Below are 15,792 nucleotides of genomic sequence, written 5' to 3'. Positions count from 1 at the left end.
CTTTGCGCCGTGCGCAGCGAGCGGGCAACGAGGTGTTAGTCATGTCCACATCGATCGACCGGCTGCCTTCCACGCGCGCGCGTCGCGTTTCCTCGACGCGGCGCGCGCAGAATCGGGCGGCGTTCTTTTTTCTGTTGCCGGGCTGCGCGCTCTTCGCGCTGTGCGTGATCTATCCGATCATCAGCAGTATTTCGCTCAGCTTTTATAACTGGGACGGGATGACGCCGAAGACTTTCATCGGCCTCGGCAATTACATCGAGCTGTTCCAGAGCGATACGTTCTATGTCGCGCTGAAGAACAACCTGATCTGGCTCGTCGTGTTTCTGCTCGCGCCGCCGTTCGGCCTCGTGTTCGCGCTGTATCTGAATCAGCAGATCAAGGGCATGCGCGTGGTGAAGTCGCTGTTCTTCGCGCCGTTCGTGCTCTCAGGCGTGGTGGTCGGGCTCGTATTCAGCTGGTTCTACGATCCGGCGTTCGGTCTTCTGAAAGAGATTGTCGGACACGGCATTCCGGTGCTTGGCGATGCGCACACCGTCACGTTCGGCATCGTGTTCGCCGCGCTCTGGCCGCAGACGCCGTACTGCATGGTGCTGTATCTGACCGGACTCACGTCGATCAACCCCGAAGTGATCGAAGCCGGCCGCATGGAAGGCGCGAAAGGCTGGAAGCTCCTGTGGCACGTGATACTGCCGCAGTTGCGTCCCGCCACGTTCATGGCCGTCGTGCTGACCGTGATTGGCGCGCTGCGCAGCTTCGACCTGATCGCCGTGATGAGCGGCGGCGGTCCGTTCGATTCTTCGACCGTGCTCGCCTATTACATGTACGACCAGGCCATCAAGTATTACCGCGAGGGCTATTCGGCCGCGATCGCCGTCGTGCTGTTCGCGATCATGCTCGTCTACATCGTGTTTCATCTGCGCCGCATGTTGCGCGAAGAACGCTGAGGTACTGGGAGAACCGCTATGTATCCGCTTCCCGTCGAACGCTGGAAACCGTTCAACCGCAGGTTATATAAAGCGTCGTTGCCGATTGCGCTGTTCATCTGGCTCCTGCCGATGCTTGCCGTGCTGCTGACGTCGATCCGTTCATCCGACGAACTCGCGCAGGGCGACTACTGGACGTGGCCGAAGCACTTCGCGCTCGTCGACAACTACGGCACCGCGCTCGCGCAAACGCCGATGCTGCACTACTTCGCAAACAGCGTGCTGATCACGGTGCCGTCAGTGATCGGCGCGATCGTGCTCGCATCGATGGCGGGCTTCGCGCTCGCGACGTATCGCTTTCCCGGCAACACGGCCGTGCTGTTCACGTTCGTCGCGGGCAACTTCGTGCCTATCCAGATCCTGATGATTCCCGTGCGCGACATGGCGCTCAAAGTCGGCCTGTTCAATACCGTATGGTCGCTGATCATCTTTCATATCGCGTTTCAGACGGGTTTCTGCACGCTCTTTCTGCGCAACTTCATCAAGCAGTTGCCGTTCGAACTGATCGAAGCGGCGCGCGTGGAAGGCGCGAGCGAGTGGACGGTTTTCGCGCGCATCGTATTGCCGCTGATTCGTCCAGCGCTCGCCGCGCTCGGCATTCTCGTCTTCACGTTCGTATGGAACGACTACTTCTGGGCGCTGTGTCTCACGCAAGGCGACGATGCCGCACCGATCACCGTCGGCGTCGCCGCGCTCAAGGGGCAGTGGACCACGGCGTGGAATCTCGTCGCGGCCGGCTCCGTGCTCGCGGCGTTGCCTTCCGTGCTGATGTTCTTCGCGATGCAGAAGCACTTCGTCGCGGGTCTCACGTTCGGCGCGAGCAAAGGCTGATTTAAGCCGCTCTTCCCTTTCCATTTCAATCGATCCTGCGCGCGCATCGACGCGCGCAGGTCCTGCTTTTTCCGGAGAAACCGACAATGCAACTCGGCGTCTGCTACTACCCCGAACACTGGCCCGAATCGATGTGGTCCGACGACGCGCGCCGGATGGCGGAACTCGGCATCACGCACGTGCGCATCGCGGAATTCGCGTGGAGCAGAATGGAGCCGCGCGCGGGCGTCTACGATTGGGCATGGCTCGATCGCGCGATCGACACGCTTGCTTCGGCGGGCCTGAAAATCGTGCTCGGAACGCCCACGGCATCGCCACCGAAATGGCTCGTCGACGCGATGCCGGACATTCTTCCCGTGCGCGCCGACGGCACGACCATGCACTACGGCTCGCGACGTCATTACGATATGTCGAGCGAGGCATATCGGCGCGAATGCGTGCGTATCACGGAGGCGATGGTCCGGCGTTATGGCGCGCATCCCGCTGTCATCGCGTGGCAGACGGACAATGAACTCGCGTGCCACGATACCGTGCCGAGTTATTCGAAGGCCGCGAGCATGCGCTTTCGCGCGTGGCTCGCGCGCCGCTATGAAACCATCGGGCAATTGAACGAGCGCTGGGGCAACGTGTTCTGGAGCATGGAATACGCGTCATTCGATGCCATCGAATTGCCGCATCTCACGCCCACCGATCTCAACCCGACTCACCTGCTCGACTTCCGCCGCTTCATGTCCGATGAAGTCGCGAGCTTTCATCGCGAGCAGGTCGATGTGTTGCGTCAATACGCGCCGCATGCGGATATGCTGCACAACTTCATGGGCCTCTTTACGACCTTCGATCACTATCGATTCGCATCGAATGGCAGTATCGATATTGCCGCGTGGGACAGCTATCCGATCGCGCGCACCGAAGTTATCGCGCTCGATGAAGACGACAAGGCGCGCTATGCGCGCACCGGGCATCCGGATGTATCGGCCTTCGATCACGATCGCTATCGTGGCATAGGCAAAGGCCGGTTCTGGGTGATGGAGCAGGAAGCCGGTCCCGTGAACTGGGCGCCGTGGAATCCGGTGCCCGCGCCGGGCATGGTGCGCCTCTGGGCTTACGAAGCGTTCGCGCATGGCGCGGAACTCGTGTCGTATTTCCGCTGGCGGCAAGCGCCCTTTGCACAGGAGCAAATGCATTCGGGACTGAATCTGCCAGACAACACGTTGTCGCCGGGCGGGCGCGAAGTCATGCGCGTGGCGCGGGAAATCGCGCAATCGGACACGCTGTGTCAACTGGCGAAAGGCACTCGTGCACCGGTCGCGCTCGTCTTCGACTATGAAACGCAGTGGATCTTCGAAATTCAGCGTCACGCGAAAGGCTTCGATTATCAGACGCTCGCGTTCGAGTATTACCGCACGCTGCGCGAGATGGCGCTCGATGTCGATATCGTGTCCGCCGGGTGCGATCTGTCCGGTTACGCGCTCGTCGTGGTGCCAGGTCTCGCCGTGTTGCCGCCCGACTTCGTCGCGAAGATTGCGCAAAGCGATGCGCAATGGGTCATCGGCCCACGCACGGGATCGAAAACCAGCGATTTCTCGATACCCGCGCAATTGCCGCCGGGCACGCTGCAGAGCGTACTGCCCGCAAAGGTCGTCGAAGTCGATTCGCTGCGCCCGACCTTGAAACCGGCGGCCACGCTCGACGGCGTAATCGGCATTGCGCTCCACTGGCGCGAGCATCTCGAAGCGAGCGATCAGGTTGAGGTACTCGCGCACTTCGACGATCACTGGCCCGCCGTCATCGCGAAAGACAATGTGCGATACGCGGCCGCCTGGTTCGATGCGCCATTGCATCGCGCGCTACTGGAAGGCGCAGCGCGCGCTGCGGGTCTCGCGGTGACGCATCTGCCGCAAGGCATGCGCGTGCGTCGTCGCGGCGATGTAACGTTCGCGTTCAACTTCGGCCCGCACACCGCCGATGCCCCCGCACCCGCCGATGCCCGTTTCGTGCTCGGCGAACGCACGCTCGCGACGGCGGATGCTTGCGCGTGGATCGCATCGTGAAGACGCTTCGTGTCGATGCGAGCCGTCCCGCGCCCGCGCCGCTGGAAAACACCGTCAGGATGGGTGCGAACGTATCGCCTGACGGACGCACGATCGGCATCAACAGCCGCTATCTGACGCGCGACGGCGCGCCGTGGTTACCCGTGATGGGCGAGCTGCACTACGCGCGCGTGCCCGATGTGCATTGGGACGACACGCTTGCGAAAGTCGAATCGGCGGGCGTGGATATCGTCGCGTCGTATGTGATGTGGCGCTATCACGAACCGCGCGCCGGCACGTTCGACTGGAGCGGGCGCTTCGACTTGAGGCGCTTCGTGCAGGGCTGCGCGCGGCGCGGCTTGCTTGTCTTCATGCGCATCGGTCCGTGGGTCCACGCGGAAGTGCGCTATGGCGGCCTGCCCGACTGGATCGTGAATCAGGTGCCGACGCGCGCAGACGATCCGCTTTACCTGGACTACGTGCGGCGTTTTTTCGATGCGATCGCGCGGCAACTCGACGGTCTGTTGTGGAAGGAGGGCGGACCGGTGATCGGCGTGCAACTGGAGAACGAGTACAACCTGACCGGCGCGCAACAAGGTCCGGCGCACATCGCGACGCTCGGGCGTCTCGCCGTTGACGCCGGACTCGACGTGCCGCTTTATACGGTGACCGGATGGGACAACGCGGTGTTTCCGCATCGCGATGTGACGCCGGTCTTCGGCGGCTATCCGGATCTGCCGTGGGGCACGTCAACATCGATGTCGCCGCCGAACGAGGTGTATGGTTTTCGCTTCACGAACCGCGTCGGCGGCGATCTCGGCGCGCAGACACACAACGTCGAACCCGGCGATGCCGATGCCGTCGCGCACGAAACACCCTTTCTGGGCGCGGAATTCGGTGGCGGCGTACCGACGATGTATCGGCGGCGGCCGGTACTCGATCCCGCCGATATCGCCGCGATGCTACCGGTGCAACTCGGCTCGGGCGTCAATCTATACGGCTACTACATGCTGCACGGCGGACGCAATCCGCCCGGCGATCTGAACGGACAGGAATCCACCGCGACCGGAGGCTATAACGATCTGCCGATCATCCATTACGATTTTCAGGCGCCGTTCGGCGCGAACGGCGAGGCGCATCCGGTGCTGGGCGCGGTGCGGCCCATACATCTCTTTCTGAAGGAATGGGGCGATGCGCTCGCGCCGTGTGCCGTGCATGCGCCCGAGGTTCTTTCATGCGGCGCGGACGATCTCCACACACCGCGTTTTTCAGTGCGCGCGCAAGGCGACAGCGGCTTTCTGTTCTTCAACCGTCACCTTCGCCAGCATTCGATGTCCGCGTGCGAAGACGTGCGGTTTTCCGTGAAGCTTGCGACGGACACGATCACGCTGCCCGAGAAACCGGTGGACATCGCAGCGGGCGCGTTCTTCGTGTGGCCGCTCGGCTTGACGCTCGGCGGCGCACGTCTGCGTTATGCGACCGCGCAGCCTGTCACGCGACTGGACGGAGACGTGTATGTATTCGTCGAAACGGACGGCGTCGCGGCTGAATTTGCTTTCGACGCTACGCGCGACGAAGCAGTCTGCATCGTTCGTCCCACGCCGGGACAGATGACGAACATCGCGTGCGCGGACGGCACGAACATTGGCGTGTTGCTGCTCGCTCGCGAAGATGCCGCCCGCGCGAGTGTGCTGTCGATCGTCGGGAAGCGTCACCTGATTCTCTCGAACGCGCTCGTATTCGAACGCGACCGCACGCTCGTCATGCGTTCGATGGGCGTGGCTTCGTTCGAGTTCGCGGTCTATCCGCCGTTCGATCGCGCGCCTGAGACGGCGCACGCGCTCGTTACATTGCCGCGCGACGATGCGTTTCAGCGCTTTCTCGTCGAGGTGCCTGAGGTTCATGTGAATGTCGGAGTGACACAAGTGCGCGTGGCTCGTGCCGTTCCGTCCGTGCGAATCGGCGGCGCGGCGCACGCGGCCATCGAGCCGACGCCAGAAACCTTCGGTCAGGCAGGCGCATGGCGTATCGACCTGCCTGAACAAGCGCTCATGGCGCACGGCCTCTGCAACGCTCATCTGACGATCGATTACAGCGGCGATATCGGGAGGCTGTTCTCGGGTACGAACCTGATCGACGATCATTTCTGCAATGGCTTGCCGTGGCGTATTGGTGTTCGCAATGTCGCGATCGATCCGCGCGCGCCGCTCACTCTCACCGTGTTGCCGCTGCGAACCGATGCGCCGATTTATCTCGATGTGCGTCATGACCCGCGTCCGTCTGGCGAAGAACACGTCGCCGAAGTGCGCAAAATAGGCTGGACCCCGGAATACGAAGTGATCGTCACGTTTCCTTCCGGCTGACGTCGACGCGAGGCTCAAAGCCTGGCCCGCTACAATGAACGACAACGAACGGCGGAATGAGGCAAGACATGCATCTTCCTTTCACCCCGAAAGCACGGAAGAGAACGGCCCGTCTTTTTGGGGCTGTCATGTTCAGCGCGCTCGTGGTTTCGCCAGTCTTCGTCCTCGCACAGAACAAGAACCCGGGTGTCAGCTTTTCAACTGCGGAGGCGGGCGGAACATTGCCCGCGGGGTGGAAAAATCTGCCGGTAGTGAAAGGAAAACCCATGACGCATTACACGCTGGTTCGCGACGATCATACGACCGTTCTGCAAGCGGACGCGGACCACTCGGCCTCTGCGCTAATGCATGAGGGTGATATCGATCTGAATCAAACGCCGGTCGTGTCATGGCGCTGGAAAGCGGAAGGGCGTATCGAGGGCGCCGATAACCGCAACGGATCAAAGGAGGACGCGCCGGCGCGACTGGTGTTCGTATTCGACGGCGACAAAAGCAAGCTCTCGCTTTTCGACCGGGCCAGCATGGAAGTGGCGAAGCGCATCGGCGGGCAAGACCTGCCATACGCGACACTGATGTACATCTGGTCGACCACTGCCGCCCCGGGCAGCGTCATCCCCAACCCGCATACGGGTCGCGTGCAGATGATCGTCGTCTCCGGTCAACCGGGCGATGCGGGCCAGTGGCAAACGTTACGCCGCAACATCGTGCAAGACTACGAAAAGGTCTTTCATGAGCCGCCGGGGCGTATCACCGGCTACGGCCTGCTGACCGATACCGACAACACTGCCACTACCGCACGCGCCTGGTATGGAGACATCCGGGCTCTGCCGGGCCAGTGATTGCCAAAACGAAAGCCACGACCGGACGGGACTGATCCCAGCCGGCAATTCGAATAACCTGGCATTCTGGCATCCACCGGAGTTCGCCTTCCATTCGCCTAAGCTCCGCCTCCCACATGTGCTCGTCGGTGCGCGTCCCGAGATTCCGGGCTTCCGCGAGGACGGCAAACAGTCCGGTCAATTCCGTCTGGCAATCCGCCTTGAACACCACGCCGCCCATCATGTAATGCGCCGTTGGGACGACTTCGACCTCGCCGGCAGTCGGGAGCAGCCATGGGAGACCGCGCTCATTTTATGTTTTTCATCCCAACAAGCTTCAATTTGCTTCACGAGAGCGTGTGGTGAAGAACCTTAGCGTTCGGCGTCGGCATCAGCCTGCGTCTCGCCGTGACAGCGGCACCTTGCCCACGCGCGAGATCGCCACCAAGCAACCCGACTCGTGTAACGTTCGAAAGGAGTCTGCGATGACCATGCCCAATGTCGACAATGAAATCGTCCGGATGATCGCAGCGGACACCAATACTCCTGAAGAAACGGACTCAAGGTTGTTCGAGGAGACTTGGGCGGAGTACAGCGAAGGGGCACGAATCATGGATTAATTGTCGGTCCTCGTGGCCCGGCGTGTACGGGACAACCTTCAAAGTCATCAATCGACGCACCTACATGCACGTCGACGAGGAATTTTTTCGAGTAAAAGTCCGCGCCGCGCTTCCGAAAAAGCTCGATGAGCCACGAAAAAAATGCGGACACGGCGATGAATCAACGGGAGTAATCGCTGCTGCTATCATGCGATCGTGCGATGCAGGTTCGTGCCGTCCTGCCTGATCCCGTCACGTGTCCCGGAAGGATCGTCATGCGTCCATTCAGCGCCGTCCTCGTGCTGATCGGCACTCTGCTCACCGCTTGCGGGTATGGAGCAACCTTTCTCTTGTCGATGCACTTCCGTCTCATCGGCGGCAGCGATCTCGACACGGGCGAAGCTTTGGCAGGCGCCATGCTCGGTACTTTCAGCGGCGTCTCGCTCGTCGGCTGGTTCGCGCAGCGCATCGGGGCCGCGCGCATGACCGCCTTGTCAGGGCTGTTCATCGCCGTAGGGCTGGCGGGTTTCGGCTTCATCGAGCGCGTGAGTGCACTGAACCTGCTGCCCGGCTTCCTTATGGGTTTCGGATGGGGCGCGTTCTATCTGGCCGCGCCGATGTCGCTTGCCGAGCGCACGACCGATGCCGAGCGTGGCCGCTGGTTTCTTCGCCTCGGCACGTTTCAAATGACGGGCATGACCGGCGGACCGGGACTTGCTGCGCTCGCGATCCGCTATTGGCACTGGCCCGTCAGCAGCGTGCTGTACCTGATCGGCGGGCTGTGCATCATCGGCGCGCTCATGCTGGAGAGTTTCGGCAGAATCGCGCCACGCACTCATGCAACCCCGATCGGAACGCAAAAGCTGCGCGACATGCACGCGATATTTCGCACGCGCGCCATCTATCCGATCGTGATGATCGCGCTGGGCGCGTGCGTGTTCTCGGGCCTCATGACCTTTCAGATGTCGATCATGCAGGGCACGGGCGCGCATGCGAGCACGTTCTTCAGCGTCTACGCCGTGACGGTCGCCGCGACGCGATGGCTGCTCGGGCAGTTCGTAATTCGCGCGCGCCGCGACCTGGCGACGAAAGTCCTGCTCACGCTCATGGTGCTCGGCGTCCTGGCGACGTTCGCCGCGCCTTATCACGTGATGTTCCATTCGGCGAGCGCGGTGTTGCTCGGCACCGGCTTCGGACTGGTCTATCCGGTCATCGAAACGCAGGTCGTCGCCGATTCCGGCGCAACGCACCGCCACGCCGCGCTGACATGGTTCGTCGCGTCGTATTTTCTCGGCGTGTTCGGCTTTCCGGCGCTCGGCGGCTGGGTGCTGGTCCACATGGGCGCGGGCGTGCTGATGGCGCTCATCACGCTATGCGGACTGATGGCGCTCATGCTCGCGATCGTGCGCGACCGGCGTGGCGTCGACGCACTGTCGAACGCCTGAGATCCGTCACGCCCGATCGCCGAGATACAAATCGCGGAACCACTCATCGACACGCTCGCGCATCAGCTTCGAAAACAGCATCGCGGCTTCGAGCGGGCGATGATTGATGACCACCGAATCCGCCTCGCCCGCTTCGTTCAGGTGCGCCACGGGGAAACCGCCGCCTTGCCGATTTCTGGGTGCGGCCCGCTGATCGTGAAGAATTGGTTTTGCTAATCAAAGAATCGATCAACCTTGATGCGGAACGCGCATCTGTCCAGTCAAAAAACAGGATCCGGGGAAACCACCATAGATTCGTGCCAAATGCCGCGCCGAGTTGTTGCATCCGAAGGAGCTCGGCGCCGTGAACGTATTGCGAGGTGGTGGCGATGGAGGCATGCCGGAGGTCATCACGAACGTTGCGCAGTTCTACCCCGCGCGCCAAGGCGAACGTCGCGTGCGTGTGTCGGAGCCAATGCGGACTTGCATGTTCGAGCTTGTGTGCGACAGAGGAGTCGGTCGTCCGGATCTGATTGGCGACAAGGCGTAAGAATCGCTTCAGCACGGCGCGCAGGCGTGTCCCGGAAACGCTCGCTGATCGACTGTTGCCGAGTGCGGGCACAAGCGGGAGGTTCCGATTGCAGCGGCGTGGGTCCCCGGGTAGGCCTCGCTGCTGAAGATAGGTTTGAAGTGCTTGCATCCCAAGCGGCGGCACCGCGACTCTGGCAGCGCGTCGCCCCTTCCCTATCAAGCGCAACCAAATGTCGGCGGCATCGCCGAAGACCACGTCTCCGACTCGTGCCTGGATTAGTTCGTTTGCGCGTAGCCCGGTTGCGAGTTCGAAGTCAAGAATGAAGCGAAGCCGTTGAGCTGCTTCCACCGACCACCCGTGATGTGTCGATAAATCGTCGGCGATCTGCCTAGCGAATCGCCACTCGTCGTCTTGAAGCAATCGGATCCGCATCGGGCCGGTTGAACGCACGACTCCGGCGGTGACGCCGGCGAACGGATTTGCAACCACGTACTGCTGTGCAACGAACCACCGGAACATCGCCGATAGCATAGACAATGCGTAGTTGACCGATGACGGTCGTAGTCGGGAGAAGAATGGACTCCAGCCGTCCGAGAGGCGGCATCGCCGGGCACCCACCCACTGTTCTCTCGGTTCAGGAGAGCGCAGGAACGTTCTGTAGGCAATGGCGTCGCTGGTGTTCAATGATGAGAGCGCCCGCTTGCGTTCGAGATTAGCCCAAAGTAGGAGCCGCTCAGCTTCTTTGCGATAGGCCCTCGACGTAGCGTCCGTCTCATGCATCGTCAGCCATGCTTCGATCGGCTGCCGATCGGTCGTGACATTCAGCAGGCACCTTGCCTTCGGAGCGCGATATTTATTTCTCGAACCGTCTCGGCTACGGGGAGACGTGATCTGACGCCAACTGACACGGTTATTCGGTTGGAACCGTTCCACCAGTCGACGCGCAGATTCGTTCAGCAACGGATGACGCGAAAAGAGCGCTTCTATATCGCGTGCCAACGCTGCGCCGATACCATCGATGTCGGTCCACCAGAGATGACGGCGAGGAACCCGCAGCGTCAGCTCGGCGAGCGTCGTGATGCCCTGGCTCTTTAGCACCCGATTCGCCCGTTGCGGCAGCCAGAAGGCGATGTCGTCGTTGATCCGAGGCTCGCGGTCATGGAGTCCCCGCAATGCTTCGATCGCGCGATGAATCCGCATACCCTGCCGAGTGCGATCTTTGCTTCGATCGACGAAAACAGCGGCCAGATCGTCTCGTCCGTTCAATTCAGCAATGTCGATCAAGCGGCGCCGGATACGACCCAGAATGCCGCGTGAGGACTGCGCTTGAGCTCGCCTGTGCGACAAATGACGCTCGACGGCCACACGGGCTGAAAGGCCCTCGTACCACGTGCGCAGTGCTGCGAGGGAGGCGTGATCGGGAAACCCGACATACGCTTGCCCCTGCAGATCGATTCGAGACGAATGCTTCACGTTGGCCTCCTGACGCGAGCAGCAGTTCAAGAGACTATGGCACGGTCGCTACCCTTGTCCACCCCGCATCGCCAACAGCGCTATTTCGATAATCAATCTTATTGAAATAGCCGCTCGGCATGTGAAAAGTACCGCGCTGCAAACCGCGCCTGAGACGCATATCGCGATGTAACAGCTTCAGAGGTTACGGTTTATCTGCATGAGGCCGACGTCAAAGTCCAACCGGCCGTTGCTCTGAGCGCACGGCGGGATACGCGTTCTTGGAAGGTTGGTATGCATGTCAAGACGAATGCCGCCTCACGGACCCACAGCCGCCATCCACCGTCTCTGAACCGGACGTCCGGTTCCTGAGCGGAACAGCCAATTGTGCGCCCTCCGATCAGTTACCCGACGATCCGCTGTCGCCGTGCGAATCAGAATGCGTGCACGATCCCGACCACGACCGCAAGCTGATTAGCCCCGGTCGCCACTACGGTTGTCGACCCAGTCGCGCTCAAGGCGGACTTCGCGCTGTTGATGACATACGTGACGTCCGTGTAGAGCGTGGTGCGCTTGGACAGCAGGTAGTCTGCGTTGACACCTGAACTTACCGCGTGAGCCGACACTGTGCGAAACGCGTGATAGTAGGAAGCCGCCGACACTTGAAACGCGGGGATGATCTTGTAGCGAAGGCCGCCGAATGCCATAGTCTGCGGCGGTGATGCGGCGATCGTCGCCGCGACGTCGTTCAGAAGAAGTTCATAACCAGCGTACAACGTCGCGTTCCCGATAGCCCACGATCCGCCAGCGAGATAGCGCCGCTCACTGTCGCCAGACGAGGCACCGGTCGTGCCCTGTCGTTGCTCATAGGCGAACGTCAGGTTGAACGGCCCCTGACGATACCGGGCACCGATGTCGAACTGCTTGCCGACACGGAATTCTCCCGGCACCTGCACGCCATTTGCGATCGTCGAATCGTAGCCGAAGCTGTAGAGCGCGTTCAGCTCGAACGGACCGGCGTGTCCCAGATACTCCAGCGCGTTGTCGGCACGCCCGACAAATTGCGCGTCCTGAGCCGACAAGCCATAGCTGGAATAATTGAGCGGGTCGAGCGCCAGGAAGAAGCGATACATCGGCGTCATCTGCCGGCCGGCCATCACGGCGCCGAATTTATCGCTTTCCAGGCCGACGAACGCCTGGCGGCCGAACAGCCGGCCGCCCTGCTGCAGTGTGCCGTTGTTCGTCGCGAAGCCGGATTCCAGCGTGAACAGGGAGCGCAAACCCGCTCCGAGGTCTTCCCGGCCCGTGAATCCCCAACGCGAATTGATGCGATTGCCGGTGTTGAGGCGAAACAAGGTGCCGGGCCCCTGCTTCGCGGCATGCGTCACATATTCGACGCCCGAGTCGAGAATGCCGTATAGCGTGACCGACGACTGAGCGTGTGCTGCAATACTCGCCGCCGAGCCTATCGTAGCGGCGAGCATGGTCCTCACCCATCGCGTGGCGTGGTTCGATTTCAAACACGTCTCCTTGCTTTGCTTTTTGAAGTTTTTTTAACTTGATCACGCCGCGACGCAAGTCGATTCTTTTCGACTTGCGTCCGACCTGGCGTCGAATCAGATCTGTGCGATGCGCCTGCTCACGAACAGCATCGCGATCAAGCCGACGACCGGCCCGATGGCAAGCGTGAGCACGGCAAGCACGATCGAATGTGTGCCGCCATAGACATGTCCGACTGCCAGAGGAGACACGGCGCTGCCCATTTGCCAGATGGCGTTCGTCCATCCCGCGCTCGCGCCTGCCAGCCGCTTGCCGGATGCGTCGCTCACCTGTGCCATCAACACCGGCAGATAGCCATATGAAAACGCGCCCAGAACCGGTGCGACGATATAGAACTGCGTGACCGTCGAGCACATACCGAACACCATCAGCGTGATGGCGAACGCGACCAGCACCAGAATGGACATGAGTCGGCGGGAGACACCCGGCAGGTCGGAGATCCATCCGAGCGTCGGTTTCGCGATGACCGCGCCGATGCCGAAGGACGCGATGATCGAGCCGGCCACGACGGAGGAAATGCCGTATTGCCGCGTCATCAGCGCATTGCCCCATGCGCCGAAGCCCACGGTCGCCCAAAGGCCGCCGCAACCGGCGATGGACAGAAAGATCAGATTGCGATTGCGCAAGAGGCCGAGCATTTCTTTCGCGCTGTTGCGCACCGGAGCGCGCTCGCCGCCCGGCCGATTCTTGAGAAACAGAAGAGACACGATGCCCCACGCGAACGTGGCGACACCCAGCATGCGAAACGCGCTGGACCAGCCGTACTGCGCGGAAATGGTCGGCACGATGGCGTTGGCGAGCACGACGGCGAGCGATGTCGCCGTGGTGTAGATGCCCATCGCTCGTCCGCGGTCGCGCGTGAACCATGCGGGAATCACCTTCATGCCGGCCGAATAGTCCGCTCCGGCGGCGAAGCCCATAGCCAGTTGAATGAGAATGCCCACCGTCAACGACGTCGTCTCGCCGAAGAAGAACGTGAAGACACCGAGCGGAAGCAAGGCGAGCGTCATCATGGCGCGCCCGCCGAGAAAATCGGTCAGCATGCCGCCGATGATGTTCGCCACCACATAACCAGCGTAGAACGCCGTGACGAAGGCGCCCAGCAGCGACACCTTGATGCCGAGCGACGCGCCGACGGGCGCCGCGACCGTGCTCCATGCGACGCGGTCCACGTAGCTGAGAAGAAATGCCGCCCACACGATGAACAGGGCGACCCAGCGATAAGGGCTCACCTCCGTTTCGCCAGCGCCCGGCGCGGCCCAGTCCGCGCCCGATGCGTCACTCGATGACGCCAGGTTCTTTTCCACGACTCCTCCATGCAGAGCGTGCGTATGCCGCCCTATCTTCTTCCGTTTCGGCATCCGGCACACGAGGCGCGCCGGGCGTGTATTGCGGGGTTGCAGCGTCACAGGTCCAGCACGAGTCTTCTCGACTTCGAGCGCGAGCAGCACGGCAAAAACTGATCGTTGCGCGTCTGCTCATCGGGAGACAGATACAGATCCCGATGCTCCGGTTCGCCATCGAGCACGCGCGTGACGCAGGTTCCACAAATGCCCTGTTCGCACGAGACCGGCACATCGACGCCCGCGTCCGCGAGCGCCTGCGTCACCGATTGGTCGGCCGGGATGGTCACTGTCTTTCCCGAGCGTGCAAGACATACCTCGAACGCGCCGTCGGACGACGTATCGACGGCGGGGGCCGAGAAGAACTCGTAATGCAGCCGGTTCTCCGGCCAACTGTTCGCCCGCGCCGCTTCGAGCACCGCATTCATGAAGCCCTGCGGCCCGCAGACATAGAGATGCGTATGCGCGTGTGCTTCTTTAAACAGCGCACCGAAATGAAGACGTTGATGCGCCTCTTCGTCATCGAAGTGATACTGAACGCGCCCGGCCCAGGACGCGTTCGCGAGCCGCCCCAGGAAGGCCGCGCGCGAACGCGTGCGTGCGCAGTAGTGCAGTTCGAAATCGCCACCGCTGCGGTCGAGATGTTGCGCCATGCAAAGCAGCGGAGTCAGCCCGATGCCGCCCGCCAGCAGCAGATGCTTCGCCGGACCGGACGCGAGCGCGAAATGATTGCGCGGCATGCTCACGCGCAGTTCGTCTCCTTCCTTGATCGCGTCGTGCATGCCAGCCGAGCCGCCGCGCGACTGCGCTTCACGCAAAACGGCAATCTGATAGCGCGACCGCTCATGCGGCGCACTGCACAGCGAGTACTGCCGCACATGTCCCGCCGGCAGATGAACGTCAATGTGCGCGCCCGCATCGAATGCCGGCAGATCACCGCCGTCCAGACTCGCGAGTTCGAAACTGACGATGCCGTCCGCCTCGATATTGCGCCGTGCCACGCGCACGGTCATTGTGGAATCGTTCATGGCCGCCACCATCACATGATCGACAGACCGCCGTCGACCATCAGCGTAGCGCCGGTGATGAACGAGGCCTCGTCGCTCGCAAGCCAGAGGATCGGCCATGCGACTTCTTCGGGAGACGCCCATCGTCCGATCAACGATGTGTCCTGCCTTTGTGTCTTGAGCGTCTCCACGCTCTTTCCCGCTGCCTGCGCACGGTTGACGTGGAAATCGGTCAGCGTCGAGCCGGGGCATATCGCGTTGGCGCGCACGCCGTGGGCCGCCTCTTCGAACGCCAGCGTGCGCGTCATGGCGAGCATGCCGGCCTTGGTCGCATCGTAGAGACCCATGCCCTTGCGGCCGATCACCGCGAAACACGACGACACGTTGACGATGCTCGCCGATTCCGCCCGGCGCAGAAACGGCAAAGCCGCCCTGCAGTAGTTCGATGTGCCCACCAGATTCACCGACACCATGCTTTGCCATTCCTCCGGCGTGGCATCGGCGAGCGCGCTGTAGTTGCGCATCGCGGCGTTGTTGACGAGCACGTCGAGCCTGCCGAACGTGCTTTGCGCGAGTGCCACTGCCTCAGTCGCCTGATCGGCATTCGCGACGTCGGCCACGAACGTGTGAACGCTTGTCGCGGGGGCGCGGCTGAGCAATGCATCGGCGACGTTCGCGAGGGCTTGCGCGTTCGCATCGACGAGAATGACTGCTGCGCCTTCGTCGCAGAATACGCGTGCGGTGGCTGCGCCGATGCCGCCTCCGCCGCCCGTGATCAGCGCGACCTTGTCTCTTAGTCTTGAACCTTGCATCTCACGCCGGCGCGATGCCGGCCTCCTTGTACAGAGAC

The 15,792-nt window shown here is 61.9% G+C and carries 11 protein-coding genes and 2 pseudogenes; 7 read left to right on the top strand and 6 right to left on the bottom strand.

What is annotated here, in order from left to right; all coding sequences use genetic code 11:
• Nucleotides 1–41: 41 nt before the first annotated feature.
• The 5 genes from NOV72_RS09575 to NOV72_RS09555 all read left to right on the top strand — a co-directional run bounded on the left by NOV72_RS09575 (nt 42) and on the right by NOV72_RS09555 (nt 7,046).
• Complete coding sequence (locus NOV72_RS09575) at nt 42–944, top strand: carbohydrate ABC transporter permease (RefSeq protein ID WP_106854333.1); 903 nt, start codon at nt 42–44, stop codon at nt 942–944.
• 18 nt (nt 945–962) lie between these two features.
• Nucleotides 963–1,814, top strand: coding sequence for a carbohydrate ABC transporter permease (locus NOV72_RS09570; protein WP_106854332.1), 852 nt, complete (start codon nt 963–965; stop codon nt 1,812–1,814).
• An 86-nt stretch (nt 1,815–1,900) separates the two neighbouring features.
• The gene (locus tag NOV72_RS09565) at nt 1,901–3,865 is read left to right on the top strand and encodes a beta-galactosidase (protein WP_106854331.1); all 1,965 of its coding nucleotides are present in this window, start codon (nt 1,901–1,903) and stop codon (nt 3,863–3,865) included.
• Nucleotides 3,862–6,207, top strand: a complete 2,346-nt coding sequence (locus tag NOV72_RS09560) for a beta-galactosidase (protein WP_245932958.1) — start codon at nt 3,862–3,864, stop codon at nt 6,205–6,207. The genes NOV72_RS09565 and NOV72_RS09560 overlap by 4 nt, the downstream gene beginning before the upstream one ends.
• Nucleotides 6,208–6,275: 68 nt before the next feature.
• Nucleotides 6,276–7,046: a DUF3047 domain-containing protein gene (locus NOV72_RS09555; protein ID WP_106854377.1), complete on the top strand. Its 771-nt coding sequence runs from the start codon at nt 6,276–6,278 to the stop codon at nt 7,044–7,046.
• A gap of 163 nt (nt 7,047–7,209) precedes the next feature.
• On the opposite strand, the pseudogene NOV72_RS32675 reads toward NOV72_RS09555, so the two are convergent.
• Nucleotides 7,210–7,302: pseudogene (locus NOV72_RS32675) on the bottom strand (FAD-binding protein); the annotation flags it as partial.
• Between the two features lie 208 nt (nt 7,303–7,510).
• Between NOV72_RS32675 and NOV72_RS09545 the strand changes: the two are divergent.
• Nucleotides 7,511–7,642: pseudogene (locus tag NOV72_RS09545) on the top strand (DUF3562 domain-containing protein); the annotation flags it as partial.
• 257 nt (nt 7,643–7,899) lie between these two features.
• Nucleotides 7,900–9,069 carry an MFS transporter gene (locus NOV72_RS09540; protein ID WP_106854328.1) on the top strand — a complete coding sequence of 390 codons (1,170 nt, stop codon included), beginning with the start codon at nt 7,900–7,902 and terminating at the stop codon, nt 9,067–9,069.
• Nucleotides 9,070–9,112: 43 nt separating this feature from the next.
• Here the strand turns inward: NOV72_RS09540 and NOV72_RS09535 are convergent, their stop codons facing one another.
• From NOV72_RS09535 to NOV72_RS09515, 5 genes are all read right to left on the bottom strand, one after another.
• A complete protein-coding gene (locus NOV72_RS09535; protein ID WP_106854376.1) occupies nt 9,113–11,053 on the bottom strand; it encodes a phage integrase family protein in 1,941 nt (646 codons plus the stop codon).
• Between the two features lie 413 nt (nt 11,054–11,466).
• On the bottom strand, nt 11,467–12,552 hold the full coding sequence (locus tag NOV72_RS09530; protein ID WP_106854327.1) for a porin: 1,086 nt from the start codon (nt 12,550–12,552) through the stop codon (nt 11,467–11,469).
• 96 nt (nt 12,553–12,648) lie between these two features.
• On the bottom strand, nt 12,649–13,899 hold the full coding sequence (locus tag NOV72_RS09525) for an MFS transporter (RefSeq protein WP_106854326.1): 1,251 nt from the start codon (nt 13,897–13,899) through the stop codon (nt 12,649–12,651).
• A gap of 98 nt (nt 13,900–13,997) precedes the next feature.
• Nucleotides 13,998–14,963 carry a PDR/VanB family oxidoreductase gene (locus tag NOV72_RS09520; protein ID WP_106854375.1) on the bottom strand — a complete coding sequence of 322 codons (966 nt, stop codon included), beginning with the start codon at nt 14,961–14,963 and terminating at the stop codon, nt 13,998–14,000.
• Nucleotides 14,964–14,974: 11 nt separating this feature from the next.
• Nucleotides 14,975–15,754: an SDR family NAD(P)-dependent oxidoreductase gene (locus NOV72_RS09515; RefSeq protein ID WP_106854325.1), complete on the bottom strand. Its 780-nt coding sequence runs from the start codon at nt 15,752–15,754 to the stop codon at nt 14,975–14,977.
• Between the last annotated feature and the right edge of the window lie 38 nt (nt 15,755–15,792).

This window comes from Caballeronia novacaledonica, assembly GCF_900258035.1.
Classification (GTDB): domain Bacteria; phylum Pseudomonadota; class Gammaproteobacteria; order Burkholderiales; family Burkholderiaceae; genus Caballeronia; species Caballeronia novacaledonica.
This window is presented reverse-complemented; position numbering and strand designations above follow the sequence as displayed.

Excerpts from the sequence above, each read along its gene's own strand:
- NOV72_RS09555 (WP_106854377.1), top strand. The coding sequence starts at position 6,276 with ATGCATCTTCCTTTCACCCCGAAAGCACGGAAGAGAACGGCCCGTCTT.
- NOV72_RS09565 (WP_106854331.1), top strand. The coding sequence starts at position 1,901 with ATGCAACTCGGCGTCTGCTACTACCCCGAACACTGGCCCGAATCGATG.
- NOV72_RS09540 (WP_106854328.1), top strand. The coding sequence starts at position 7,900 with ATGCGTCCATTCAGCGCCGTCCTCGTGCTGATCGGCACTCTGCTCACC.
- NOV72_RS09515 (WP_106854325.1), bottom strand. The coding sequence starts at position 15,754 with ATGCAAGGTTCAAGACTAAGAGACAAGGTCGCGCTGATCACGGGCGGC.
- NOV72_RS09520 (WP_106854375.1), bottom strand. The coding sequence starts at position 14,963 with ATGAACGATTCCACAATGACCGTGCGCGTGGCACGGCGCAATATCGAG.
- NOV72_RS09570 (WP_106854332.1), top strand. The coding sequence starts at position 963 with ATGTATCCGCTTCCCGTCGAACGCTGGAAACCGTTCAACCGCAGGTTA.
- NOV72_RS09575 (WP_106854333.1), top strand. The coding sequence starts at position 42 with ATGTCCACATCGATCGACCGGCTGCCTTCCACGCGCGCGCGTCGCGTT.